Raw genomic sequence first — 23182 nt, forward strand, 5'->3', positions numbered from 1 at the left:
TAGGCCGCTATGGTCCAGTGCTCCCCTGGATGGCCTGCGTCGAAGTCGCAGATCCAGACGTCATCCGCGGGCCAGTCAGCGCCCATGGCATCGAGGCCTCGCAAGATGTCCGACGGCACGACGGCCACCTCACGACACTGTGTCCAAACGCGTTCCGAGAACCCCATCCACACACACCTATCCGCGGCTTTACGACGTAAACCCCTCGCCTGACGACGCGCCGCCGTTCATCGGGGCTGATGTCCAGCAGCGCGCTGAGCTCGGAGCGTCACTTTGATGCTGCTTGCAACGCGGCATGGACGACCGTTGCCGGACCAGGAGTCCTTGCTGTCCAGGTCTCGTCCCATCCCGATCGTCTCAGGCGGCCGGCAAGCGCTCGCCGTTGAGCAAGATGGCCAACTGGGTACGGGTGCGGATGTCGAATCGGCGCAGGGCTGCGGTGATGTGACTCTTGACGGTCGCTGGGCTCAGGAACAACCGACTGGCGATCTCGCGGTTGCTCAAGCCCTCGGCCACCAGCAACGCCACGTCACGTTGCCGCTCGGTGAGCTGGTCCGCGGCACACCGCTCAGCGTCCTTCCGGGCTGGAACACCGGTGACGTAGTGCACGAGCTGGCGGGCCACGAGCGGGTCGAACGCAGTCTCCCGCCGGGCGAGCGCTCGGACGGCATCCACCAATTGCTGTGCAGCCGACTGACGTGGCAGAAGACCTCGAACGCCCGCCTGCAACACGCCGATCAACTCAGAGTCGGGCTGCCCCATGCTCTCTGCGAGCATCAGCACGCTGGTTCCGCCCTCACACACGTCCCGGAGCAGAAGCAGGTTCGTTGGGCCAACGAGCCCCTGTCGGACGACGACCACCCGAGCCCCCGGCCCGCCGGCCGCCGTGAGCGTTCCAGCGAGAGTGCGAGCCTCAGCGACCACCGCCATGTCCGGCTGCGCCTCGAACACCACGCGCAGACCGAGGCGGAAGATCTCGTGGTCCTCGCACAACAGCACGCGCACAAGCGGCTGTGGGAGCCGAGTCGCACGCGGCCGGAGAATGGGTCGGGTGGCGCTCACTCCGGGCGCTCGAGCCGCGTCCTTCAGGAGGCGGCCCTTCGGTCCGTCGTCGGGCTCACGAGATCGTGAGTCACCGTAGGGCGAACCCATGCCACTGTCCTGAATCGTGAGAACCCCCGCGACACGAGCGTTGCGACCGTCCCTGCGATGGAGCAGAGCGGTGACCCGACAGCCGCCCGGCTCACGACCACCAAAAAGGTAGCGCACAACCGAGTCGCGAGGACGCCTTCCACCCAGAATTCTCAGCAGCTAGTTCACGGTGAGCAGTCTGCTCGGCGGCAGTCCTGCGCGACGGCTGGCTCTTGAGAAGATGACTTGGCCCGATGGCAATGCGCCGAGCTCCCCCATCGGCAGGTCTGCGCTGCGACGTTGTGCCTTCACATGCCGTGCTCGGACCAGGCGAGGACTGAGCCACAGCCGATCAGCAACAGTCATCCCGCTGTCGCCACCACTTCCTCGTGGTGCTGCCGGCGCCCTGAGGGTCGACCGCCGACCGTCCTTGGTCACTGTCACGCGATGCCTCAGACATCGGCGGGATCGCAGCGGGTTGATGCCGTAGGCGCTCGGCGAAGCGCCAGTCACAGTCGCGCAGGTCAGGTGAACCCAACGGGAGTTGGCAGCCCTCTGTACTGGAACAGAGGGCTGCCGACCGCTCAAGGCCTGATGAGCTCAACCAGCCAAGATGCGAGATCGCACCTGCTCGACCAGTGCCGGCGGAACATCGGCGAGGCCGTGGTCCGCGGCGGCGTGGGCGGCGACCTGGGTGAGGATGCCGTCCTCGTCAGCGGCTGAGAAGGTGCGGCCGCAACCGGGAACGACGTCGCCACAGGCGAAGACCTTCATGGGATACCTCCGTGGTGGGGTGTTTCCAGTGGCCCGTCGCGGCGTCTCCGCGCGGGTGTCTGTGGGCTCAGCGGTTGGCCGAGTGCGACCGTGTACTGGCCAGCCGGGTCAACAACGACTCGACGCGGAGCACCCCAGTGGCCGCGCCGACGTCGTCGACGACGACGATCGGATCGAAGCGGCAGGCCTCCGGCCGGGTGACCACCCGCTGCGCGACCTCAGCGACCGCAGCCGAGGCCGGGACACGCAGGCTCACGGGTGCGGCACGGTGGCCGGCCAGGTCGCCGTCCCGGCGAAGGGCGACGAGCAGGCCGATCGGATGTCCGAACTCGTCGACGCGCACCGCAGTGCCCCGGCTCGTGGGCTGCTGACCGTCGGAGACGAGTTCGGCCGGCTCAACGAGGCTGGCGACGTTCTCCACCAGCTGCGCGGCATGCACACTCTGTCGCAGCCGGGCGCCGACCTCGGGGTCGAGCGTCGCCCACGGCGGGCTGGGGCGGCCGAGTAGGTAGCCCTGCGCCAGCGGGACACCGAGCCTGACGAAGGCATCCATCTCGCCCCAGGTCTCCACGCCCTCGGCCAGCAGCCAGGCGTCGATGCGGCCGCCGAACTCCCCGAGGAGTTGGGCCAGGGCGAGCTTCACGTCGTCGGTGTCGGCGTCGGCGACCAGCGCTCGGTCCAACTTGATGATCTGCGGCTTGACAGCGGTGGGCTGTTGGAGCCCGGAGTAACCCGACCCCGCATCGTCGAGGGCCACCAGGGCCCCCCTGTCGCGCAGCCGGTCCCGCAGGTCCAGCAACGGACGCAGGTCAGCGACGTCCTGGTGCTCGGTGAGTTCCAGGACAAGCGGCGCGAGATCGCCGGCGTTGAGCAGTGGGTCAGCCAGCTCGGGCTCGGTGAGCAGGTGCGGGCTCACGTTGACGGTCAGGAAACAGTTCGGGGGCAGATCGGTGCGCAGCTGCAGGCAGCGCTCGAGCACCATCGCTTCCACCCGTGCGCCCATGCCAGCTGTGTCCGCGGCCGCGAACCAGAGGTCTGGCGTGTGCTGGCTGGGAGTGCCGTCGGCGGCGGTGAAGCGTGCCAGGGCTTCGTAGCCGGCCGTCCGGCCGCGAGCGACGTCGATGATCGGCTGGAACACCAGGTTCAGCGTGTTCGGGCGGCACAGCAACCGGTCCAGCTCACCGGCCCAGTCCACCGCCACGGGGGGCCTCATCATGGTCATGTCCCCGCATCGGCTCGGGCCTGCCGACAGGTGACCTGGCCGGTGGACGACATCACCCAGAAGAAGTGACCGGTAGGCGCGGTAGTCAGCCGCACAGGTGACGGACCGACGGGGCCGACTGGCCAGACCGACACCGATCCATCGTCATGGGCAAGAGCCCCCCAACCCCGAACTCTGTTGCTGAGGAGAGGAGTGGCTGCAATAAGAACCGGCTCAATGTCCCCCCTCGGTCAGTCTGGTGCTGCTCAGGGCCTCCGGGTGCCGTCGCCTGTCCAAGGGTTCAGAGGCCTACCACCGCGGGCGGCGTCGAGACAGCCTTGGTCGCATGACCCGCGTTGAGCTCGGATCCCCGGCTCAGGCTGCACACGCGGCGGGAACAACATCGACGCCCGCAAGACGTCTCTGCCGACAGGGCCGGGCTGGCCGACCCAGGCGGCCCGCGGTGCGGCGGGAGCCCTTCTCCTCGCGGGACGTCGGCGGGTGCACTCCTTGAGATCTCCTTCGCGGCGTGTCCGGTTCGGCTGGACGGCTCCGACACAGGGGTGTCAGCAACACAGGCCTCTAGAGGAGGAAGCATGAACACAACGACCACTGCACCTGTCGTTGCGCCGGTGGGCACCGCCCGGTCCCGCGCAGCCCGCATCGGCAGCTGGGCCGTCCGCATCCTGTTGTCTGCCCAGTTCTTCACCGGTGGCGCGCTGAAGGTGACCGGTGAGGCGTCGATGGTGACGATGTTCGAGGACTTGGGGGGCGGCGCGGGTCTGCGACTGTTCGTCGGGGCCTGCGAGGTGGCCGGTGCGGTCGGCCTGCTGATTCCACGGCTGATGCGGCCGGCGGCAGCGGGCCTGGTCGTGCTTATGGTCGGCGCCGTCGTCACGAACGTCGCGATCCTGGGGACCAACCCGGTCCTCCCCCTGGTGTTCGGCCTCCTGGCGGCCGTCGTGGCTGCGAGCAACTGGACGGGGACTGCACGATGAGCGCCGCGGATGCGGATGCGGCAGCGGCTCGCCGCGAGGCCATCCACAGCCTCGACCGGCTGGTCGGTACATGGGTCCTCGATGGCACAGGATCGAGCGGGAGCATCTCCTACGACTGGTACGAGGGTGACGCGTTCCTGGTGCAGACCATCGACATGGTCAGCTCGGGTGAGACCACCCGTGGGGTGGAGTACATCGGCTGGAACCCTGAGACGGCGACGCTCCGCTCCCACTTCTTTGCCAGCTCGGGCGAGATCTTGGAGTACACCTACGACCTCACCGGCGAAACGCTGACCATCTGGTTCGGCGGGACCGACTCTGCCGCCAAGTACGTCGGCACCTTCGAAGCCGCGGGTGACCGGGTCATCGGAGCTTGGCAGTGGCCCGGGGGCGGGTACGAGTCCAACATGACCCGGATCGAGCGAGAGGCGAAGCAATGAAGTACATGATCATGACCTTCGGCGACCGGACCGCCTGGGACGACCTCGGGCTGGGCAGCAGCGGATCGACCTGGTCGACGGAGGAGGTGGCCGAGCACTTCCGGGCGATGGGTGAGTTCTACGCCGACCTGGCTGCGTCCGGGGAGATGGTCACCGGCTTCGGGCTGGGCGACCCCTCGCAGACCGTCACCGTCGAGCTGCGCGACGGTCGTCCGGTGACCTCGGACGGACCGTACGCCGAGGCGAAGGAGGTGCTCGCCGGATTCGGCATCATCGACGTCGCCTCGCGCGACCGGGCGGTGGAGCTGGCCGCCCGGTTCGCCGCCATCGTCCAGACGCGCGTGGAGATGCGGCCCGTCATGACCGGCGGCGGTGACGACCTCTAGGCGACAAGGGGGCACCGGCATGGAACTCGAGCCCCGCGTCGAGGGTCTGCTGCGCGAGCTCGCGCCGCAGACCCTCGCCGCGTTGACCCGGCGGTACGGCCACTTCGACCTCGCCGAGGATGCGGTGCAGGAGGCCCTGCTGGCAGCTGCAAGCGCCTGGTCGGCCGGTGGGCTCCCTGAGAACCCGGCCGGCTGGCTGAGGACGGTCGCCACCCGTCGGCTGACTGACCTGCTGCGCAGCGAGCAGGCCAGGCGGCGGAGGGAAGTGACCGAGACCCTCCGCGCCCTCCCGCTCGCGTCGTCGAGCCCCGAGGTGAGCCGGCCGTCGGGTGACGAGGACGACTCGCTGGTGCTGTTGCTCCTCTGCTGCCACCCGGCGCTCACGCCACCGGCCCAGGTGGCTCTCGTCCTCAGAGCCGTCGGTGGGCTGACGACGGCGGAGATCGCCCGTGCACTGCTGCTGCCCGAGGCGACGGTGACGCGGCGGATCACCCGCGCCAAGCAGAGCGTCGTCGACGCCGGCGGCCGGTTCGCGCTGCCCGACCCGGCAGAGTGGACCCGGCGGCTCGACGTCGTCCTGCACGTCGTCTACCTCATGTTCACCGAGGGCCACACCGCCAGCGCCGGAGACGTGCTGGTGCGCGGCGAGCTGTGCACCGAAGCGATACGACTCGGCAGGTTGCTGCGGCGCCTGCTGCCCGATGAGCCTGAGGTCGCCGGACTGCTTGCGCAGATGCTGCTGACGGATGCGCGGCGCGCCGCTCGCACGGGACCTGACAACGAGCTCGTGCCGTTGGCCGAGCAGGACCGTGCCCGCTGGGACAAGGCTGCCATCGCCGAAGGCGTCACGCTGGTCACCGGCGCGCTGAGCCGACACCGCCCAGGGCCCTACCAGCTGCAGGCGGCTATCAACGCCGTCCACGCTGAGGCTGCGACCTACGACGACACGGACTGGCCGCAGATCCTGGCCCTGTACGGCGTTCTCGACCGGCTCTCCGCCGATCCGGTCGTGACCTTGAACCGCGCCGTCGCGCTCGCCGAGGTCGAGGGACCCAGAGCCGGCCTGGACCTGCTCGAGCAAGCCGCCGCCGATCCCCGCCTGGCGGGTCACCATCGCGTTCACGCCGTCCGCGCCCACCTGCTGCAGGCCCTGGGACGGACGAGCGAGGCCGTCGAAGAGTTCCGGCTCGCGGCACGTGGCACCCTCAGTACGCCCGAGCGTCATTACCTGCTCCGCCGCGTGGCACTCATCGAGCGCGGAACCGAGATCCCCTGACTGACCCGTACTGAGGACGCTGGTCCTGCAGGGCGTCAGCGAGTCACGACCGGCGCCTGCCTGGACGTCGTTGTGGCGGGTACCCCTTGAGGTAGGGGAGCCGTCGGCGGCGGTGAAGCGTGCCAGGGCCTCGTAACCGGCGGTCTGGCCGCGGACGACGTCGATGATCGGCTGGAACATCAGCTGCAGCGTGTCGGGGGTGGCGAGCAACCGGTCGAGCTCACCGGCCAGTCCACCGCCACGAGCGGGCTCTTCTCGATCATGTCTCCGCATCGACTGGGGTCAGCATGCAGCAGCGCCTGTCGCCGCACGATCTCTCCGAGACGAGGTGACGTGTCGGCGCGGCAGTTGGCCTCACGACACGGGCGCTGATGAGCCAGCTGCGCACCGTCCTCTCAGCGGAGCGAGCGCCATCTGCGGGTCGTGACGAGGGTGATCAGCAGCGGGATCCCACCGAGCAACGCGGTGACGCGAACGGCGTTGATCGCCGCCGGCCAGTCCTCCGCGGAGGAGAACAGGCCCCAGCCGAGGGCGTAGAGGGGCAGCGTGACGACGGCAGTGCCGAGGAGAGCACGTAGCTGCGTGCGGACGTCAGCACCGCGGGTCGCCAGCCCGACAACCGCGGCCGGCAGGAGGGTGAACAGCCAGTCGAGGACCGGGATGGCGGCGTCTCCGGTTGTGCCGAGCGCCGCCAGGAACAGGTCGTTCCACACCAGGGCCCCCGCAGCCGTGACGACGGCGGCCCACCAGATCGCCGGCAAGACACGTCCCGGCAGCGCTCGGGGACGCACCATGAGGGCCGCCAGAGCCAGACAGATCACCGCCGTGGCCAGTGTCAGACCCAGCAGGGACGGGGGGACGTCGGCGATCTGCCACCCGGTCGTGATCCGCTCAGGGGACGCCCACGTCCCGAGAGCACCGACCGTGGCGGTCGCGCAGGTGAGCCCGACGGCCGCGGCAGCCACTGATCTGGGACTGAGCGGACCGATGTCCGTCAGTGCAGACGCGGGCACGTGAGCCACCGGGCGTGGGCTGTCGAACCAGCCCCCAGCGACCATTCCACAGTCTTCCGTCGCGCCGGAGCAGCAGGTGAGCTCGTCGTACTCCGGGGCATGACCCGTCGCCCGGGGGCGCACGGCTCGGGCACGAGACCGTCGGCCTCGGGCCTCAGGTCCGATCGGATTCCGACGATCACAGGGCGGCCTCGGCGGGAGAGCAACGAGGCGGTCCCGCCACCACATAGCCCACCAGGCCGCCGACTGCGAGCAGCGACGCTGTGGCCGTGGCTGCTGCGCTCCCGGGCGGCTGCGACTGCCATGTCAGGGCTTCTTGCCAGGCCTGCCCCGACAGCGGGAACACGATCGCGGCCAGCGTCCAGCCCAGTGGCAGGAACCATGATCGAGCTGGACCGATCGTCGCCGCGCTCAAGGCGGCCAACCCGAGCAGGCCGGCGGCGTCGCGGACCACCAAGCCGACTGGACCGAAGCGGGCACCGGTGAGCAGGGTGGCCAGCAGCGGGAGGACCATGATGATCAGCGCGGCCAACAGGTGCGCGGCCCGTCGGGGTGGCCAGGGCAGCGCGCCGGTGCGGTCCAGATCGTCGTCAGGGCCGCCGAGGGTGACGGTGACCGCCGCAACCAGCAGCAGGATGGTCAGCACGGCGATCCGTGGGGCCACGTCGTGGCTGGTGGAGAACGCCGTCCACAGCGACCAGCTCACCGACAGCGAACCACCGGCCGCGGCCAGGGCCATCGGTACACGTCGTGAGCGCAGGTAGAGCGTCAGCCCCCTCACTCCGAGCTCCGGCTCAGCAGGCCCTGGATGTCTTCGCACGCGAGGGCGGCCTCGCGGACCGCTGCCACCCGGGCCCTGGCCTCCGCTTCCGGGAGTACCTGCAGGCCTCTCCACAGCGTGACGGCCTCGGCGTTTAGCTCGGCCGGTTCGCCGGGTTCCGCGACCGGTTGGCGCCCCATCAGCCAGTACGCGGCTGCCCGCGCCGCCCGGATGTCGTAGCTGTCGGTGCAAGAGGACATGTCCACGCCGGCGGCGTCCAGCATCTGCGGCAATGCGTTGCCCGGGTGCGCGAGGTGACCGTGGACGTCGACCTGGACGGGGAACAGCACCGTGTCGACGCTCGGCGGCGGCGGCTCCTTCTCAGCGCTGAACCAGGTGTCCTCCTGTGCGGTGGTCGGCGCCTCAGGCAGGGTCGCCAACACAGCCAGGGCCCGCCGGGCGATCGGAGTCACCTCGGCAAGCAGACCGCCGTGAGTCCGGCTGATGCACACCCTCGGGGTGCCGTCGGCGCACACCATCTCCTGGGCCACCGGGTCGATCGGAATGGGGACGAAGTCAGCGCCACGCGGGATGACCAGGGCACCCAGGAGCGCGCCGAGCACGGCGGGCAGCAGCGCTGCCGCTTGCGTGCGCCGGCTTCTGGCAGCGAGCAGCACCACACCACTTCCGGCGAGCGCGGTGAGCCAGATGCCTTGGGCGGCGCTCACCCGCCCGGGAACCGTCTGGAAGTCAGTGAACTGACTCATGCCGTCCACCGGCGAGAGCAGCATGGCCAGCCACTCGCTGCTGCCGACGGCGAAGGGCAGGACCAACAACAGTCCGATGCCCGCCACCGCGAGCACGGGAGCGGTCAGCGGGGACGGGATCACGCGTCCGATGCCCAGGCCGAGCCAGGTCGCGGCGACGAGCGCCAGCGCGCCGACGGCCACGACTGCGAAACTCGCCAGCGGCAAGTAGCTTGCCGTGTCCATGATCGACGGCGCAGCGACCGCGGCCATGGTCACGTAGGCGCAGACCACCGCGATGCCCAAAGCACCAAGTCTCGGCACTGCCCGCTCGGCGAGCGGCCGAGCGGTGCTCGCGAACAGCTCCGCCACGTTGGCCCGGTGCTCACGGCGCGACTGCCAGGCCCCGGCGGCCAGCGCCAACGGCCACAGGAGCAGGAGGTACTCCCGCTGCGTCATGGCCAGGTCCAACCAGCCGACCGCCCACCGTTTCGGCGCCGCATGGAGCAGTACGGCGCCGACCAGCAGGAGGATCAGCGCCGCGCCGACGGCGGATCGGCGGAACTCGATACGCAGGACGCGACTCATCGGGACACCTCGCCGCGGTGGCGTCGCAACGCCGCCGAGTAACCCCGCTCGGCCGGGCTGTCACCAGCGTCGCCCGGACCGCCTTGGGCGATCAGGGCATCAGGTACGCCCTGGAAGACCAACCGCCCCTCGTTGACCAGGACGACGTCGGTACAGGCGGCCACCACGTCCTCCACCAGATGGGTGGACACCAGCAGGCAGCTGTCCACGCCGAGCGTGCGCAGCAGGTTGCGGAAGTCGAGGCGCTGTTCGGGGTCCAGCCCGACGGTGGGTTCGTCGAGCAACAGGACCTCCGGGTCGTTCACGATGGCCTGCGCGATCCCGGCGCGGCGGAGCATGCCGCCGGAAAGGGTCTTCATCCGCGCGTCGGCCTTGGCCGTGAGTCCGACCCGGTCGATCGCCCGTTGCACGGCTTCGGGCACCGAGGTCGTGGGCATCTCCTTGAGCCACGCCATGTACTCGACGAACTCGCGCACCGTGAACCGCGGATAGAACCCGAACTGCTGGGGGAGGTAGCCCAAGCGCCGGCGGACCGGGCGCAGGTCTGCGTGACTGTCGGCGTCCTGCCCGAGCAGGGTCAGCCGCCCGCCGGCCGGTCGCACGACGGTGGCCAGTGCCCGCATCAGCGTGGTCTTGCCGGCCCCGTTCGGGCCGAGCAGGCCGTGCACGCCAGTGCCGAGGGCCAGATCGAGCCCGTCGACGGCGAGATGCCGTCCGGCGCGTACCCGCAGCCCCTCAGCCTGGATGGGCCAGGGATAGGTGGTGGGGGCCGTCTCGGCCGCGCTCACCGTGCGCATGATCAGTCCTCCGAGTCGTGGGTGGCAGGAGACGGTCCCGTGCCAGGAGCAGTCGAGCCCGCGTCGTCCGGGCAGGGTCAGTTGCGGCTGGCCAGCCGCCGGAAGCTGTCGGCGCGGGTGGCGGCGAAGCCGGCCAGCGCCACGGTGACCAGCGCCCACACCACAGCGCTGCCCGGCTGCAGCACCACGGGCAGGCGAGTGGTGGCCAGGCTGGGCAGCACCACGACAAGCGCCCAGATCACGGCGAGCCCGACCGCGGCGCGCCGCACGCCGACGAGGGCACCTACGGCGATCGTGGCGGCGGTGAACGCCAGGCACGGCAGCAGAGCCAACGCCAGCGACGTCCCGGTACGGGCACCGGCCAGGGCGAGAGCCGGGACGACGACCGCCAGCACCGCCAGGGTCCGCCGCAGCAGCATCGTCATGCCGGCGACGGGTGTACCGGCGATCAACTCCCAAGCCGGGTCGGCGCGCCGGCTCCAGGCGACCGCCACCCCGGGCAGCGGTGCCACCGGCGCGAGCAGGGGCACCAACGACGGCAGGTCCGGCCGCAGTGCTTCGAGCACGACCGCGCACCCCAGCACCGCCACCGTCATGGTGAGCCACGGCAGCAGCGTCCAGACCAGCCAGCGGCGTCGCACAGCCGACCAGGAGCGCTGCTGCGGAAGGGGGGCAGGGCCGGTGGCGATGCCGCGGTCCAGGGCAGCCGCGACCCGCTCCAGTAGGGCACGAGTGGGCTCGGGGGTGCTGCCGACCAAGTGGCCCCGGCAGCTCGCGCAGGTCTCGAGGTGCATCTCGATCGACCAGACGGTGGCGTCGTCGAGACCGCTGCCACCGCCGGCGTACCGGCCGATCACGGCGGGGTCGAGGTGAACGGTCATGACAGTGCCTCCCGCAAAGCGATCCGGGCCCGCCGCGCGCGGGTCTTGACCGTGCCTTCCGGCACGCTGAGCAGCAGCGAGGTCTCCCGGACGGTGAGCCCGTCGAGGACCATCGCCCGCAGCACCTGCCGCAATTCCGGCGGCAGCTGGAGCAGCGCCTGCTCGAGCTCCTGACCGACGTGCCGGGCCATCACCTCGTCCTCGGCCGCGGGTGCGGTGATGTCGACGAGCGACACCTGCGGCACCTGCGCCTGCCGGGCGCGCCGCCGGAACGCGTCGACGAGACGGTTGGCGGCGATGGTCCACAACCAGCCCACGGCGCTGCCGGAGGCGGCCGACCCGGCGAAGCCGCCAGCCGCCCGCCACACCGCGAGGTACGTCTCCTGCAGCACGTCGGCGACCACGTCGTCGTCGGCGCACCGGCGGCGCAGCCGCACCACCAGCCACGGCGACGTGCGCCGGTACAGCTCATCGAACGCCTGCCGGTCACCGGCAGCGGTGAGGCGCACGAGGCCTTCCTCGTCAACCGCGTCCAGGCTCCGTCTCACCCCCAGCAAGACGACGGCACGTCTCTCCCGGTTCTCACGCAGCTATGACCTGCGTCACACGACGCCTACGACACCGTCTCGGCCGACCTCGACCGGCAGCATCGAATCGCTTCTCAGCTCACCGCCCGGCCACCACGACCTTGTTCCCTGGAGTTTGCTACCGGCGCGATGTCGGCGCCGTACAAGACCATGTCGAGGCCCAGCAGCCACCGCCGTAGTGCTCGGTGGCTCACTCACCGGAGGTAGGTGAGTGATCTTCCTTTACACCTCGGTACCTCCAACGCCGAAGAGACGTGAGTGTCTGCCTCTGGTGCCTTCGTCGCCGTCCCCGCGCATGCGCCATCCGGATCACGAGCGACAGCCGCTGACCGGGGACCCGGGTCGATGCTGGGAGCGGCCGTTGCAGCGCTGGCCCGGCAGTCACAGGTGAGTCGACTGCTGGACACCACTCCCCCGGTGGCGACCGACCGTGCACTGGCACGCATGGGCGGAGCGTTCTACCTGGCCGGCGCGATCATCGCCGCGGGTCTCGTCGCGTGGGCGAGCGAGATCGCCCACCGGCCGATCATCACTGCCCTCGGCACGGTCGTGGCTGCCCTCGGCGCCTTGGTCCTCACTGAGGTCGTGCACCTGTCGCCTGCAGGCCGGCGATTGATGAACATCGGTGGCAGCACGATCATCTCAGTCGTCGCCGTGTTGGCAGGGCCAGGCACCGGCAGTGGGGCATTGCTCTGGCTGTTCGCTTTCGTACCCGTGGACGCGTTCCTGTTCTTCGCGTGGCGGTGGGCCCTGCCCATGTTGGGTTGGACGGCCGTCTGCAGCGCCATTGCGGTCTTTGCGGGAGGCGCGGCAAGTCCCGCGCAGTGGGTCGCAGGAATGTCGGTCGGCTGTGTGGTGTCTGTCGGCATCGGATGGCTCGTGCGCGCAGCTGCCGCCGCCGAACAGGACCCGGGTACGGGAATGCTTCGAGGGAGGGCGTTCGCCAGTGCTGTTGCGGCTCAGGCTGAAGATGCGGACCGGACAGGGTTCGGTTTCTCGCTGGCCAACGTCTATCTCGACACCGCGAGCGACGGCCTCGGGCCACGACCGGTCAGTCGAACTGACGTAGAGAGCCACGTACGCCTTCTTGCCCGCCGATGGCAGGAGGCTGCACCCACCGGCGCCGTGTGGGGGCGCGTCGGCGCCGCCGACTTCACCCTCCTGTGGACGGCGCCCACTGGCTTGGACGAGTACCTGCACACCGTGCTCGATCTGGCTCGCCCCGAATTTCCCGCCGCCATTGGCGTCGTTGACTGGCAACCTGGCGCCACCGCGCTGCAGTTGCAAGCCCAAGCGCTCGCCGCTGGCGACTACAGCATCTGCGCTGGTGGTGACCAGGTCACCCGAGCCGGGCTCGTTGGCACACAGGTTGCGGAACTGCGCGCGGCCTTGGCTGCCGGGCAACTCCTCCCTCACTACCAGCCGATCGTCGACGTCGCGACCGGACGTGTCCGCGGCGCCGAAGCGCTCGCCCGCTGGGCACATCCCGATCGCGGGCTGCTGCTGCCCTCGGACTTCATCGGCCTTGCGGAACAGTCTGGGCTGATCGATGACCTCGGCGACACGATCCTGCGTCAGGCATGTCGTGATGCTGCCTCATGGCCCCAGCACAAGACCCTGAAGATCAGCGTCAACGTCTCCGGTGATCAGCTTCGCCGCGATGACTTTCCAGACCGCGTGCTCGCACACCTGCGCGCGGCTCACCTCCCCGCGCACCAGCTGGTACTGGAAGTCACCGAGAGCACCCTTGCCGGGGATGACCCAGGCGCCCATGAGGCTTTGCGGCGGCTGCGTGCAGCCGGCGTCCAAGTAGCGATCGATGACTTCGGAACGGGATGGTCGAACCTCACACGCCTGGCTGCGCTTCCGGTGGACGTCTTGAAGATCGACCGCGCGTTCGTCGTCGACGCTGGGCACGACCTGCGCGCGCAGGCCATGCTCGATGCCCTATTCGCCTTGGCCCATCGCCTGGGGCTGCGCACGGTTACAGAAGGCATCGAGAACCATGACCAGGCTGATGTTGTGACGCTCAGCGGCGCCGGTGAAGGTCAAGGTTGGCTCTACGGACGCCCCGTCCCTGCCGCGTCCTTCGCCGCTTCCCTCCGCGACTCCACAGATTGAGATGACAGGCCAACACGCCCACCGCCGCCTGTAGGGCCATCATGAGGTCGGCTGTGGCCGGCAGCCGACCCGCGCCACCGCCTTGCCCGGCTGGTCGCACGCCTAGAACCATCACCGCAGCCACACCGCACTCTGCCGGCAATCCACCGATCAACAGCACCAGTCTCATCAACGCTGCCGGGCATCACAGCTAGCAGGTTCGGTGCAGCTGTTCTCGTCGATTGATCCAGGTAGCCAATTGCGGTGTGGGAGAAGTCAGCGGTGAGATCACGCACTTCAGCACCTCATCGGCCAACGCCGTCGGAACAATCTGGTCCGAGAAGAGCCACTGGTGGACCACGGGGTCGCTGGCTGCGTCCGCGACCGCGCTGCCCCTGATGAACGTGTCCCGGTCTCCGTTGCAGGGTGTCCACCGATCCCAGGTTCGGGCGAACGCCGACTTCCACGCTTCGAGAGGTCCCGTGGAGAACGCCGACAGCGCGCCGAAGTCACGCGGAAGCGACAACGTCACCGTGCCCAGTGGCCCGTTCACCGCTCCGATGAGCCAGCGCAGCAGCACAAGGGCATCTTCCTCGAGTGATCCGGTGTCGGGAGTCTCGATCGACGACGAGCCCAGATCCCGCAGAGCCTCAGCGACCAGATCCGGCATGGTGCTCCATCGGCGATAGATCGTGGCCCTACCGACGCCCGCCGTGGCCGCCACGCCATCGACGGTCACGCCTGCGTAACCGTCGTCGATGAGCACCTGGATGACGGCAGACTTGATGGCCTCGTCCTTCGAGCTGTCCCGGGGTCGGCCTCTTCGTCGGGATGGATCGTCTGGGCGGCTGGCGGAAGCCGACGTAGTGCTCCCTGGCCGACGCCAGCTGGGCCGCTCGTGACTTGGTAGACGTTGAGCCCCGGCCGGCTTCTCGACTGGAGACGAGTGGGAAGCGCTTGACGCCGTCATCGCACGAAGCAGGTCAGATTCCCTCCTCTCACAGGGGCTGGTCGGCCGCTCGTCGGGCGACACCGGAGGTGTGACGGACTCGGCAAAGGCCTGCGCCGCGTTGCCCGACGAAGAGAAACTCATGACGTGCCCTCCGCCGCCTTCCAAACTGAGCGTGACGGCGAGGATCCGCCGCGCTTCACGCAATTGAAGTTCCCGACCACTGTTGACAGCGTCGGTCGAGCACTAGCGATGTTGAGTCCAGCGCCAGCACAGCTGACAGGACCCGACTCGCAGTGAAGAGGAGACTCGCTGGCCGGAGCTGCCAGCGTTGGTTCTCAGGTGTCGACTGCGCGCTCGGCAGTGACTGCCGCTCCCGCACCTGCGTTCGGCTCTCCGAGATGCGCAACAACGGAACTCGACGCGGCGAGGTGAGGCCCGCGCCGCCAAGGCCGCGATGAGTCCACATCCAGCCTCCTGCGGATGAACGTTCTCGATCGCCGACGCCGAATGACTCGCGAACACCTCTGCCTCCCGGTCATCCTCATCGAGAAGACGCGCCACTGGCCCCGGCGCCAAGACGCGCTCAGCCGCATGACGCCCGTCAGGTGCGAGACACTGAACCAGGCCGCTCACGCGTCCTCACCGCCTCTACCGCACCAGCTCAACTGAGGTCCGGCAGTCCCCGCAGATCTCGTCATCGATGAGCTGCTCACTCTCTTCGAGTCCCTGGAGGCAATGGATGACCCACCCCGCGGTGCGCTCCGATACCGCCGTCGTCGTGGACGTCCGCGCTCAGCTGGACGCGGCCCTGGACCACTACCGAGCGATACTCCACGACTGTCTGGACGGATTGAGCGAGGAGGAGGCGCGGAGGTCGCTCGTGCCATCGAGGACCACCTTGCTGGGTCTGGTCAAGCACGTCACCTATGTAGAGACGTTCTACTTGCAGCATCGCGTCACCGGACAGCCGCTCAGCGAGCTCGGGGTGGCATCGACGCCGGATCGGTCATTCGTGCTGACGCAGGAGGACACCATCGCCTCGGTCCGGCAGGCCCACACCACTGCCTGTCGGCACTCCCGGGATGCCGCAGCCGACCTGGCCTTCGGGGGCACGGTCCACGGTCGGGACGAGCAGTCGGTGGTGAGCGTCTATCTCCGGTTGCTGCACGACCTCGTGCACCACTGCGGCCACGCCGACATCCTGCGCGAGCAAGTTCTGGCCGCCCGGTGAAGCCGTCGGAGATGTAGGAGCACTACTGTTCGCCGGGCCAAGAAATGGAGCGCTCAGCTCAACGCGAGCCTGGTCGACAACCCTTCGACTTGGACATCAAGCCGCGCGGCGACCGACCGCACTGCTGGTCACCGCGCTGGTCAAGGCCAACACCAGTCAGTTGCCACGGTCCACCGGCCGAGCCACTTCGAGGTCTCCCCCGCGAGGAAGATCCCGACGTCCGTCTCCAGTGATCATGATCGCCGACCACGGACACGTACGCGCGAAAGAAGCGGCGGCCGGTCGCGCGATGGAGCAGCATGGGCGTCGACGATGCGCCAGACCTGGACCGGCCCTTCGTTGCGCCGCCGCTTCGCGCTCAGCCTTGAGCTGCTGTTACTACCGCTTGTCGATCTTGCGACCGCCGCCTGAATCTTGGCCACCCGGATGGCCGCTGATGCTCACCCGTTGGCCGGTGGCGCTTCGGTCGGCGTTCGACGAGCTGTCAGCGACATCCGCGGTGCGGCCCGGGTGGAGCGCCGGCCGGGCAGCGGCTCCAGCATCAGCGAAGGCCACGTCCAGCTGATCGGCTGGCGCTGGGGCGCAGCTCCACGTCCACAGGCAGGTCCGGGTCGTCGACTGCTCGGCGGGCGTGGGCGACCACCCGGTCCTCCACAGCAGCGCGCACCTCGGCTATGTCGGCGTACTCGGCGAGGTCGACGCTCAGCGCAAGCCGCTGTCCGCGCCGGTCGCGCAGATGCGCTGATGCGCCGACGACTCCACGGAGCTGCTCGGTCTCGGTCTCCACCGCCTCGGTGAGGGCACCCCCGTGCAGGGTGGTGAGCCCGTCGCGGTCGTCGGTGGTCAGGTCCACCTCGCCGACCCGGTCGGTGCGCAGCTGAGCCAGCAGCCAGCTGAGGGCGAGCAGGGCGATGAGCAGGCACACCGCAGCGACGGCCCACCAAAACCACGGCTGGTCAGCGGCGAGGTCGCGCATGCCCTGGGGCACCAGCGGGTGCTGCCCGTCGCCGAACGCGCCGAAGCTGTAGGCCAGCCCCAGCCCGCCGGAGACGAGCAGGAGCACGCCGAGCGAGGTGAGCAGAGTGCGGTTGACGCCGTTGACGCGGGAGCTCATCGGGACTTCTCCTGGGAGACGGTGACGCGGGGACGCAGGACACCGGTGAGGCTCAGTTCAGCCAGGCGCTCGGTGACCGCGGCGGTGACTGGTTGCTGCAGGTCCCCGGACCGGACGGCGGTGCTCGCCTTCACCGTCACCTTCCTCCGGCCGACCTTCGCCCGCGCGCTGCGCACGCCATCGGCGCGCCGAGCGGAGGTGACGAGGGAACGCTCGAGGCCGCGGCGGGAGGCGGTGACCTGCACACCGTCGGTGCGGGCCGGCAGCGGGATGGACCCGGGCTTGCCACGGCCCAGACCGACGAGCAGCAGCAGCAGGCCGAGGACCACCAGGCCGATGAGGACGGCGCGGACGACGCCGCCGCCGAAGCTCTCACCGGTCAGCGACTGCGCCCACTGCTGGTGCGGGATCAACCAGGACGGGCGGTCCAGGACGGCCAGGACGATCTCGACGACCGCGAGCAGCCCACCCAGGAACAGACCCAGGGCCAGCAGGGTGGCCAGTACCCGGTTCAGCACGTGCACGTGGGTTCCTCCGGGGACAGGGTGGGGGCGGTCACTGGACGCGCCGCCGGGTGGACGCGGGGGCGGTGAGGCTGACCACGTCGATGTCGACGTGCGCCACCTGGACCCCAGTGATGCGTTCGACGTCCTCGCGGACCTGCTGGCGCAACCGGGCAGCGACCGTGCGCACCGATGCCGGCCAGCCGATGGCCACCGACGCCTCGACCGTGGCGGTGTGCCCGTCCACCCGGGCGTCGACCGACGCCTCACGGTCCTCCCGTGCGCCGCCGACGGCGATGCCGAGCACCCGGCGGGGCGCAGCGCTGGCGCCGTCGACCAGGGTGACCGCGTAGCCGGCGACACGCTCGACCACCTTGTCGGCGACGCTCAGGCTGCCACGGTCGGCGGGGTCACCCAGCTCGGGGAAGGCACTGCCGACATCGGCCGGGGTCTGCGAGCCCACCGGAGCAGACCCGGGCTGCTCGGTCAGTGCGGTGCTCACCGGGAGCCGCCGCCGAGGTAGCGGGTGAGGTCGAGCTGGCCAGCGGCGACCTTGCCGACGATGAAGCCGACGGCGCCCAGCAGGGCGGTGCCGAGGAAGGCGTCGAAGCCTCCGATGACCCAGGCGAGGCCGAGCAGTAGGCCGGTGAGCAGGCCGATGACGGACGGGGGCATGAGGTCCTCCAGGACCGAGGTGGGACGGGGATGGGTCACTGCACGCGTGGTGGACGGCGCCGCCGCCGGTACCAGGCGGTCACCCGGGCGAGGCCGCGGGGCCGCCGGGCGAACCGGACCTCCTCCCCGAGGGGGGTGGACGCCGCCGCGGGGCGACGTCCCCCCTCCTCGAAGGAGGTCAGCGCCTGGATGAACTGATCGGGGTCACCACCGAGGTCGGGGTGGTGGGCCTTGAGCAGCCGGCGACGCCGGCGGCGTTCCTCCGGTCCGGGGGCAGGGGACATCGGGTGCGCCGCCGGCTCAGGCCGGGGACGCCGCCGGCAGGGCCGGCGGCTGCTCGGTGAGCAGCTGCAGGTCGGCGACGTGGACGTCGACGCGCCGCCCGCCGGCCAGTGGTGCGACCGCGGTACGCACCTGGTCGGCCAGCAGGGTGATCGGGATCCCGTGCGCGCCGACGACGGACACCGCGATCCGGTCGTCGTCGAGGTGCACACCCTCGACCCGGCGTCCGGGCAGGTACGTCACCGTTCGGTGGACCAGCCCACCGGGGTGCAGGCCGGCCACGGCCGGGCAGCCGAGCACGGCGGTGGCCACCGCGTCGGCCGCGGCGGCCTCCGCCGTCGACGGGTCGGCGGGGGTGCTCATCGGACGCGCGCAGGCTCCTGCTGGCCCTCGTCGTCGGTGGGCAGGTGGATGTCGTTGACCGAGATGTTGACCTCGGTGACCTGCAGGCCGGTCATCCCCTCGACCGAGGAGATCACGTTGCGCCGCACCGAGCGGGCCACGTCGGCGATCGGCGCGCCGTACTCGGTGACGATGTCCAGGTCGACGGCAGCCTGCTTCTCGCCGACCTCGACCGAGACGCCCTGGCCGATGGACTGCTGGGCACCCGGGATGCGCTCGCGCAGGGCGCCCAGGGTGCGGGCAGCGCCGCCACCGAGGGCGTACACACCGGACACCTCGCGCGCGGCGAGGCCGGCGATCTTCTGGACGACGTCCTGGGCGATCGTGGTGGTGCCCTGGGTGCTCTGCAGCGTCGAGGGGGAGGCCGTGGCGACGGCGCTGGAGGACGAGGTGCCGGAGGACTGGGTCATGGGAGGACCTTCTTCTGTTCGGGGTTCGGTTACCGTCTCGGGCCGGGGACAGGAGTGCCCTCCCACCCGCGGCTCACTCTTGTTGGACACCACCGGAGACGAGGAGTTACCGGAAGTGCGTAAGAACTTTCGGTCCCTCAGGGGTCACGTAGCGTGACGCCTCCAGCAGGAGGTCCCGACCCGCTGGAGGTCCACCGGGTGGAGCTGGCCAGACGTGGTGACGAGGACGCCTTCGCCGCACTCGTCCGCAGCCACCAGGACCAGCTCTACCGGGTCGCGCTGCGCATGACCGGCAGCCCCTCCGATGCCCAGGACGTGGTCCAGGAGACGTTGCTGCAGGCCTGGGAGCACCTGCCGGCCTTCCGCGGCGAGTCGGGGTTCTCCACGTGGGTGACCCGCATCCTGATCAACCGGTGCCGCAACCTGCACCGCGCCCGCCGTCCGGTCGGCCCGCTGCCGGAGGGGGACCAGCCCGCTCCGGGCATGCCGCACTCCCCCGCCGCGGACACCCTCGCCGTCACCGCCCAGAGCCGGGACGCCGTCCGCCGTGCGCTGCTGGCTCTGCCGCTTGACCAGCGCGCGCCGCTGGTGCTCACGACCTTCGCGGGATACACCTTCGCCGAGACAGGGCGCATCCTCGGCATCGGTGAGAGTGCGGCCAAGGTCCGCGCCCACCGGGCTCGGCGGGCCCTGGCCACGACCCTACAGGAGTGGAGGTGACCGGCATGACCGACCACGACGACCGGCACGGCGATCGCCTCCCCTGCGGGGTGCGGGCCGATGACCTCCTGCAGCAGGTCATCGACGGCACCCCGCCCCGCGACCCGGTGCACCAGGCCTCCTGCCCGCACTGCCGAGCGACACTCACCCACCTCAGCGAGCTGTGGGCACCGGTGCTCGACCTGGCCCACGAGGACGTGCGCGCCCCCGCCGGACTGCTGCAGGCCGTGATGTCCGAGATCCGGGAGCTCGCCCGTTCCGGGTGGTCGGCTGTCCTGCGCGACGACGCAGGGCAGACCCGGATCGCCGCCCGGGTCGTCGGCGCGGTCGCCCGCCTGGCCGCGGAATCCGTACCGCACGTGACCCTCGCCCTCGGCGGTGGCCGCGTCGCCACCGGCTCCGGTGAGGAGAGCGATCCGGCGGCGGTCGCTGGCTCCGAGGACGCCACGGACGTCGGCCTGGCCGGCGACCGCGTCGTCATCGACGTCCAGATCGCCGTCGACCTAGGCGTGTCGATCCCGCGGGTGGCACAGCAGGTCCGCGACCGGATCGCCGATCACCTGCGGGTGCACACCGGTCTGCGGACCACCGAGGTCAACGTCACCGTAGTCGACGTCCGGTCCTAGCCCGGGTCCTCGTGGCAACCCATCCACCGAACTGCCCACCGGGACTGCTGCAGCTTCGGTTGACGGCGGTTGGGACTGCTCATGCAGCGATCCCGGCTTGAGCGGTGAAGGCAAGTTCGAACTCGACGGGGGTGGGCTTGCCGAGGGCGCGTTGCCGGCGGCGGCGGTTGTAGGTGTGCTCGGTCCAGAACACGATCGCCTGGTGCAGTTTGTCGCGGGTGCGCCAGCGCCGGCGGTCCAGGACGTCCTTATACAACAGTGCATGCCAGGACTCCATCGCGGCGTTGTCGCCTGGGGAGGCGACCCATCCCATCGAGCCCTGCAACCCGGCGGCGGTCAGAACGGCGCGAAATGATCGTGCTCGGAATTGCGACCCGCGGTCGCTGTGAACCACCACCACGCCAGCGGGCCGGCGTCGGGCCACGGCGGTGCGCAGGGCTGTGACGGCCAGGTGCGCGGTCATCCGTTCATCGATGGCATAGCCGACGATGCGGTTGCTCAACAGGTCCTTGATCGCGCAGCAGTAGAGCCTGCCCTCACTGGTGGGGTGCTCGGTGATGTCGGTCAGCCACACCCGGTCGGGGGGGCCAGCGCGGTGAACCTCCGCCGCCCGTGGTCGTCGTGGACCGCCGGTCCAGGGCTCTTGCCCGCGCCTCGCCGCCTCTTGCGGACCGTGGTCGACCAAAGTTTCTACTCCGAGCACAGCCGCCAGATGCGCCGCTCACCAGCCAGATGGTCGGCATGCTTGAGCTCGTCGGCGAGGAACCGGTAGCCGAACTCCGGGTCATCGCCGTGGGCGTCGCCGAGGGCGTTGGCGAGGTAGGCGTCGGCGAGATCGCGCCGGGTGATCGGGGCGGCAGTCCAGGCGTAGTAGGCCGGGGGCGAGTGGCCCAGCACCCCGCAGGTCAGCCGCACCGGGATGCCCTCGGCGGCCAGGTCACGGACCAGCGGGTAGCTCATTTGGGGAGTGAGCTCTGGGCGAAGTAGGCCGCCGCGCGGCGCAGGATCGCGTTCTCCATCTCCAACCTGCGCATCTGGCGGCGCAAACTGGACCGGCTCGGACTGTTCGGTGCTCGTCTGCCCCTTGATGACGCCGTCATCGACGTCGACCTGGCGAGCCCAGCGGCGCACCGACTCCACCGAGATGTCCGAGTTGTGGGCGACCTCAGCGTGGGTCACCCCGCCCCGGCGGGCGACCCGGACCATGTCACGCTCGAACTCAGGTGGGAACTTCTTCGGCACAGCGACATCCTCCCCGCGGGACCTCGTCCCACAGAAGCGGTGTCAACCCAACCGACAGCAGTCCCGTCCTTGAGCGGCCGGCGGTTTCAAGCGGTCGTCGCAACGACTGGCTTTTCGGGGTCGGACAGTAGCCGCTGCATTGCTTGGGCGGGGGTGATGAATCCGAGGGTCTGGCGGGGTCTGCCGTTGAGTTCAGCAGCGACGGCCTCGAGGTGTTCAGCGTTGTGTACTGAGAGGTCGGTGCTCTTGGGGAAGTACTGGCGCAGTAGGCCGTTGGTGTTCTCGTTGCTGCCGCGCTGCCAGGGTGAATGTGGATCGCAGAAGTAGATCGCCATGTCGGTGGCGAGGGTGATGGCCTGGTGCTGGGCCAGTTCCGTGCCCTGGTCCCAGGTCAGCGAGCGGCGCAGCTGCTCGGGCAGGGTCGTGATCGCGGCGACCAGCCGGTCGCGGACGGTCTCGGCGCCGTGCCCGTCGGGCAGGTGGATGAGCAGGCAGAAGCGGGTCTGGCGTTCGACCAGGGTGCCGATCGCCGACCTGCAGCCGGTGCCCATGATCAGGTCGCCTTCCCAGTGCCCGGGCACCGCCCGGTCGGCGGCTTCGGCCGGCCGTTCGCTGATCGAGACCATCCCGGAGATCTTCGCCCTGGTCGGGCCGGAGAACCCCTGCGGCCGGCGCCAGGCCCGACCGGTGCGCAGATGCCGGTGCAACTCGGTGCGCAGCTGGCCGCGGCCCTGCACGAACAGCGCCTGATAGATGGTCTCGTGACTCACCCGCATCGCCGCCTCGTCGCCATGCTCGCCGGCCAGGTGCGCGCTGATCTGGGCCGGGCTCCACTTCAGGCACAGCTTGTCCTGCACCGCCAGCGCCAGCCGTGCGTCCTCCAGCTTGAACGGCTTGGGCCGCCGCGCCCGCAGCCCGGCGCGTCTGTGCGCTGCGTACGGGGCGTACTTCGCCCGCTTTGCCCGCCCGGCCGCCGGCGTGGGCCTGTTGCGGCGCAGCTCGCGACTGATCGTCGACGGCGCGCGACCGAGCTGAGCGGCGATCGAGCGCACCGACGCCCCGGCCAGATCCAGGTCGGCGATCTGCAGCCGCTCCTCCAGCGACAGATACCTCGCCGACACCACCCGTGGCGCCGCCGGCGGTCGACCGCCCGAGGCACGCCGCCACCGATATCCCTGCCGCCGATCCACGCCGACAGCCTCACAGGCCTGCGAGAAGGCAGCCCCCGAAGTCACCAGCTCCCAGAACCGCTGCTGCCGCTCATCCCGAACCCGCCGCCATTCCGAAACCACCACAACACCTCGCGCTCACAGGGGTGTTGCGACGACCGCCTGAATGCGCCGCCCA

Annotated in this window: 28 protein-coding genes; 8 read left to right on the top strand and 20 right to left on the bottom strand. The window is 70.0% G+C overall.

Features of this window, described 5'->3' with window-relative positions:
* Window positions 1-357 precede the first annotated feature (357 nt).
* From MODMU_RS18160 to MODMU_RS18165, 3 genes are all read right to left on the bottom strand, one after another.
* The gene (locus MODMU_RS18160; RefSeq protein ID WP_231851680.1) at window positions 358-999 is read right to left on the bottom strand and encodes a response regulator transcription factor; all 642 of its coding nucleotides are present in this window, start codon (window positions 997-999) and stop codon (window positions 358-360) included.
* A 732-nt stretch (window positions 1000-1731) separates the two neighbouring features.
* Entirely contained in the window at window positions 1732-1905 is a 174-nt protein-coding gene (locus tag MODMU_RS27845) for a DUF1059 domain-containing protein (RefSeq protein ID WP_014741821.1), read from the bottom strand.
* Window positions 1906-1972: 67 nt separating this feature from the next.
* Entirely contained in the window at window positions 1973-3106 is a 1134-nt protein-coding gene (locus MODMU_RS18165) for an EAL domain-containing protein (protein WP_014741822.1), read from the bottom strand.
* 596 nt (window positions 3107-3702) lie between these two features.
* Between MODMU_RS18165 and MODMU_RS18170 the strand changes: the two genes are divergently transcribed.
* The 4 genes from MODMU_RS18170 to MODMU_RS18185 are packed head-to-tail and all read left to right on the top strand — an operon-like array spanning window position 3703 to window position 6206.
* On the top strand, window positions 3703-4104 hold the full coding sequence (locus MODMU_RS18170) for a DoxX family protein (protein ID WP_014741824.1): 402 nt from the start codon (window positions 3703-3705) through the stop codon (window positions 4102-4104).
* A complete protein-coding gene (locus MODMU_RS18175; RefSeq protein ID WP_014741825.1) occupies window positions 4101-4544 on the top strand; it encodes a hypothetical protein in 444 nt (147 codons plus the stop codon). The genes MODMU_RS18170 and MODMU_RS18175 overlap by 4 nt, the downstream gene beginning before the upstream one ends.
* Complete coding sequence (locus tag MODMU_RS18180) at window positions 4541-4930, top strand: YciI family protein (protein ID WP_014741826.1); 390 nt, start codon at window positions 4541-4543, stop codon at window positions 4928-4930. Before MODMU_RS18175 ends, MODMU_RS18180 begins: the two co-directional genes overlap by 4 nt.
* A gap of 19 nt (window positions 4931-4949) precedes the next feature.
* Entirely contained in the window at window positions 4950-6206 is a 1257-nt protein-coding gene (locus MODMU_RS18185; RefSeq protein ID WP_014741827.1) for an RNA polymerase sigma factor, read from the top strand.
* Window positions 6207-6601: 395 nt separating this feature from the next.
* On the opposite strand, the gene MODMU_RS18190 is transcribed toward MODMU_RS18185, so the two are convergent.
* The 6 genes from MODMU_RS18190 to MODMU_RS18215 all read right to left on the bottom strand — a co-directional run bounded on the left by MODMU_RS18190 (window position 6602) and on the right by MODMU_RS18215 (window position 11500).
* Entirely contained in the window at window positions 6602-7228 is a 627-nt protein-coding gene (locus MODMU_RS18190) for a hypothetical protein (RefSeq protein WP_166503535.1), read from the bottom strand.
* Between the two features lie 169 nt (window positions 7229-7397).
* Window positions 7398-7958, bottom strand: coding sequence for a hypothetical protein (locus MODMU_RS18195; protein WP_014741829.1), 561 nt, complete (start codon window positions 7956-7958; stop codon window positions 7398-7400).
* 38 nt (window positions 7959-7996) lie between these two features.
* On the bottom strand, window positions 7997-9313 hold the full coding sequence (locus tag MODMU_RS18200; protein WP_041795426.1) for a hypothetical protein: 1317 nt from the start codon (window positions 9311-9313) through the stop codon (window positions 7997-7999).
* Entirely contained in the window at window positions 9310-10110 is an 801-nt protein-coding gene (locus tag MODMU_RS18205; RefSeq protein ID WP_014741831.1) for an ABC transporter ATP-binding protein, read from the bottom strand. Before MODMU_RS18205 ends, MODMU_RS18200 begins: the two co-directional genes overlap by 4 nt.
* A 77-nt stretch (window positions 10111-10187) precedes the next feature.
* On the bottom strand, window positions 10188-10991 hold the full coding sequence (locus tag MODMU_RS18210) for a hypothetical protein (RefSeq protein ID WP_014741832.1): 804 nt from the start codon (window positions 10989-10991) through the stop codon (window positions 10188-10190).
* Window positions 10988-11500, bottom strand: coding sequence for an RNA polymerase sigma factor (locus MODMU_RS18215; protein ID WP_014741833.1), 513 nt, complete (start codon window positions 11498-11500; stop codon window positions 10988-10990). The genes MODMU_RS18210 and MODMU_RS18215 overlap by 4 nt, the downstream gene beginning before the upstream one ends.
* A gap of 495 nt (window positions 11501-11995) precedes the next feature.
* Between MODMU_RS18215 and MODMU_RS27205 the strand changes: the two genes are divergently transcribed.
* A complete protein-coding gene (locus MODMU_RS27205) occupies window positions 11996-13699 on the top strand; it encodes an EAL domain-containing protein (protein WP_051144017.1) in 1704 nt (567 codons plus the stop codon).
* Window positions 13700-13889: 190 nt separating this feature from the next.
* Here MODMU_RS27205 and MODMU_RS18225 read toward each other — a convergent pair whose 3' ends face one another.
* A complete protein-coding gene (locus MODMU_RS18225) occupies window positions 13890-14444 on the bottom strand; it encodes a TetR/AcrR family transcriptional regulator (protein ID WP_014741835.1) in 555 nt (184 codons plus the stop codon).
* A 925-nt stretch (window positions 14445-15369) separates the two neighbouring features.
* Between MODMU_RS18225 and MODMU_RS18230 the strand changes: the two genes are divergently transcribed.
* Window positions 15370-15861, top strand: a complete 492-nt coding sequence (locus tag MODMU_RS18230; RefSeq protein WP_014741837.1) for a mycothiol transferase — start codon at window positions 15370-15372, stop codon at window positions 15859-15861.
* Window positions 15862-16402: 541 nt separating this feature from the next.
* On the opposite strand, the gene MODMU_RS18235 is transcribed toward MODMU_RS18230, so the two are convergent.
* Genes MODMU_RS18235 through MODMU_RS18260 form a run of 7 tightly spaced genes read right to left on the bottom strand, consistent with a single transcriptional unit; the run spans window position 16403 to window position 19247 of the window.
* Window positions 16403-16975, bottom strand: coding sequence for an alkaline shock response membrane anchor protein AmaP (locus MODMU_RS18235; protein WP_014741838.1), 573 nt, complete (start codon window positions 16973-16975; stop codon window positions 16403-16405).
* Window positions 16972-17499 (bottom strand): DUF6286 domain-containing protein, encoded by a 528-nt coding sequence (locus MODMU_RS18240; RefSeq protein ID WP_014741839.1) that lies wholly within the window; start codon window positions 17497-17499, stop codon window positions 16972-16974. The genes MODMU_RS18235 and MODMU_RS18240 overlap by 4 nt, the downstream gene beginning before the upstream one ends.
* A 31-nt stretch (window positions 17500-17530) precedes the next feature.
* Window positions 17531-17980, bottom strand: a complete 450-nt coding sequence (locus tag MODMU_RS18245) for an Asp23/Gls24 family envelope stress response protein (RefSeq protein WP_014741840.1) — start codon at window positions 17978-17980, stop codon at window positions 17531-17533.
* Window positions 17977-18153 (bottom strand): hypothetical protein, encoded by a 177-nt coding sequence (locus tag MODMU_RS28645; protein WP_041795427.1) that lies wholly within the window; start codon window positions 18151-18153, stop codon window positions 17977-17979. Before MODMU_RS28645 ends, MODMU_RS18245 begins: the two co-directional genes overlap by 4 nt.
* Window positions 18154-18188: 35 nt before the next feature.
* Window positions 18189-18437 carry a hypothetical protein gene (locus MODMU_RS27855; protein ID WP_014741842.1) on the bottom strand — a complete coding sequence of 83 codons (249 nt, stop codon included), beginning with the start codon at window positions 18435-18437 and terminating at the stop codon, window positions 18189-18191.
* Window positions 18438-18453: 16 nt separating this feature from the next.
* Window positions 18454-18798 carry a hypothetical protein gene (locus tag MODMU_RS18255; protein WP_014741843.1) on the bottom strand — a complete coding sequence of 115 codons (345 nt, stop codon included), beginning with the start codon at window positions 18796-18798 and terminating at the stop codon, window positions 18454-18456.
* Entirely contained in the window at window positions 18795-19247 is a 453-nt protein-coding gene (locus MODMU_RS18260; protein WP_014741844.1) for an Asp23/Gls24 family envelope stress response protein, read from the bottom strand. Before MODMU_RS18260 ends, MODMU_RS18255 begins: the two co-directional genes overlap by 4 nt.
* 153 nt (window positions 19248-19400) lie before the next feature.
* On the opposite strand from MODMU_RS18260, the gene MODMU_RS18265 reads away from it, so the two are divergent.
* The gene (locus MODMU_RS18265) at window positions 19401-19967 is read left to right on the top strand and encodes an RNA polymerase sigma factor (protein WP_083869856.1); all 567 of its coding nucleotides are present in this window, start codon (window positions 19401-19403) and stop codon (window positions 19965-19967) included.
* Window positions 19968-19972: 5 nt separating this feature from the next.
* Window positions 19973-20593: an Asp23/Gls24 family envelope stress response protein gene (locus MODMU_RS27210; protein ID WP_166503536.1), complete on the top strand. Its 621-nt coding sequence runs from the start codon at window positions 19973-19975 to the stop codon at window positions 20591-20593.
* 79 nt (window positions 20594-20672) lie between these two features.
* Here MODMU_RS27210 and MODMU_RS29670 read toward each other — a convergent pair whose 3' ends face one another.
* The 3 genes from MODMU_RS29670 to MODMU_RS18280 all read right to left on the bottom strand — a co-directional run bounded on the left by MODMU_RS29670 (window position 20673) and on the right by MODMU_RS18280 (window position 23127).
* Entirely contained in the window at window positions 20673-21296 is a 624-nt protein-coding gene (locus tag MODMU_RS29670; RefSeq protein WP_231851681.1) for an IS3 family transposase, read from the bottom strand.
* Window positions 21284-21835, bottom strand: a complete 552-nt coding sequence (locus tag MODMU_RS29675; protein ID WP_014741848.1) for a transposase — start codon at window positions 21833-21835, stop codon at window positions 21284-21286. Before MODMU_RS29675 ends, MODMU_RS29670 begins: the two co-directional genes overlap by 13 nt.
* An 86-nt stretch (window positions 21836-21921) precedes the next feature.
* Window positions 21922-23127, bottom strand: coding sequence for an IS30 family transposase (locus MODMU_RS18280; protein WP_051144019.1), 1206 nt, complete (start codon window positions 23125-23127; stop codon window positions 21922-21924).
* Window positions 23128-23182: the final 55 nt, after the last annotated feature.

The sequence above is a fragment of the Modestobacter italicus genome, assembly GCF_000306785.1.
Lineage (GTDB): Bacteria > Actinomycetota > Actinomycetes > Mycobacteriales > Geodermatophilaceae > Modestobacter > Modestobacter italicus.

What these genes read in the sequence shown, in the direction of transcription:
- MODMU_RS27845 (WP_014741821.1), bottom strand. Translation starts at nt 1,905, where the DNA reads ATGAAGGTCTTCGCCTGTGGCGACGTCGTTCCCGGTTGCGGCCGCACC.
- MODMU_RS18170 (WP_014741824.1), top strand. Translation starts at nt 3,703, where the DNA reads ATGAACACAACGACCACTGCACCTGTCGTTGCGCCGGTGGGCACCGCC.
- MODMU_RS18175 (WP_014741825.1), top strand. Translation starts at nt 4,101, where the DNA reads ATGAGCGCCGCGGATGCGGATGCGGCAGCGGCTCGCCGCGAGGCCATC.
- MODMU_RS18180 (WP_014741826.1), top strand. Translation starts at nt 4,541, where the DNA reads ATGAAGTACATGATCATGACCTTCGGCGACCGGACCGCCTGGGACGAC.
- MODMU_RS18185 (WP_014741827.1), top strand. Translation starts at nt 4,950, where the DNA reads ATGGAACTCGAGCCCCGCGTCGAGGGTCTGCTGCGCGAGCTCGCGCCG.
- MODMU_RS18195 (WP_014741829.1), bottom strand. Translation starts at nt 7,958, where the DNA reads ATGGCCCTGGCCGCGGCCGGTGGTTCGCTGTCGGTGAGCTGGTCGCTG.
- MODMU_RS18200 (WP_041795426.1), bottom strand. Translation starts at nt 9,313, where the DNA reads ATGAGTCGCGTCCTGCGTATCGAGTTCCGCCGATCCGCCGTCGGCGCG.
- MODMU_RS18205 (WP_014741831.1), bottom strand. Translation starts at nt 10,110, where the DNA reads ATGCGCACGGTGAGCGCGGCCGAGACGGCCCCCACCACCTATCCCTGG.
- MODMU_RS18210 (WP_014741832.1), bottom strand. Translation starts at nt 10,991, where the DNA reads ATGACCGTTCACCTCGACCCCGCCGTGATCGGCCGGTACGCCGGCGGT.
- MODMU_RS18230 (WP_014741837.1), top strand. Translation starts at nt 15,370, where the DNA reads ATGACCCACCCCGCGGTGCGCTCCGATACCGCCGTCGTCGTGGACGTC.
- MODMU_RS18235 (WP_014741838.1), bottom strand. Translation starts at nt 16,975, where the DNA reads ATGAGCTCCCGCGTCAACGGCGTCAACCGCACTCTGCTCACCTCGCTC.
- MODMU_RS28645 (WP_041795427.1), bottom strand. Translation starts at nt 18,153, where the DNA reads ATGCCCCCGTCCGTCATCGGCCTGCTCACCGGCCTACTGCTCGGCCTC.
- MODMU_RS27855 (WP_014741842.1), bottom strand. Translation starts at nt 18,437, where the DNA reads ATGTCCCCTGCCCCCGGACCGGAGGAACGCCGCCGGCGTCGCCGGCTG.
- MODMU_RS18255 (WP_014741843.1), bottom strand. Translation starts at nt 18,798, where the DNA reads ATGAGCACCCCCGCCGACCCGTCGACGGCGGAGGCCGCCGCGGCCGAC.
- MODMU_RS18260 (WP_014741844.1), bottom strand. Translation starts at nt 19,247, where the DNA reads ATGACCCAGTCCTCCGGCACCTCGTCCTCCAGCGCCGTCGCCACGGCC.
- MODMU_RS27210 (WP_166503536.1), top strand. Translation starts at nt 19,973, where the DNA reads ATGACCGACCACGACGACCGGCACGGCGATCGCCTCCCCTGCGGGGTG.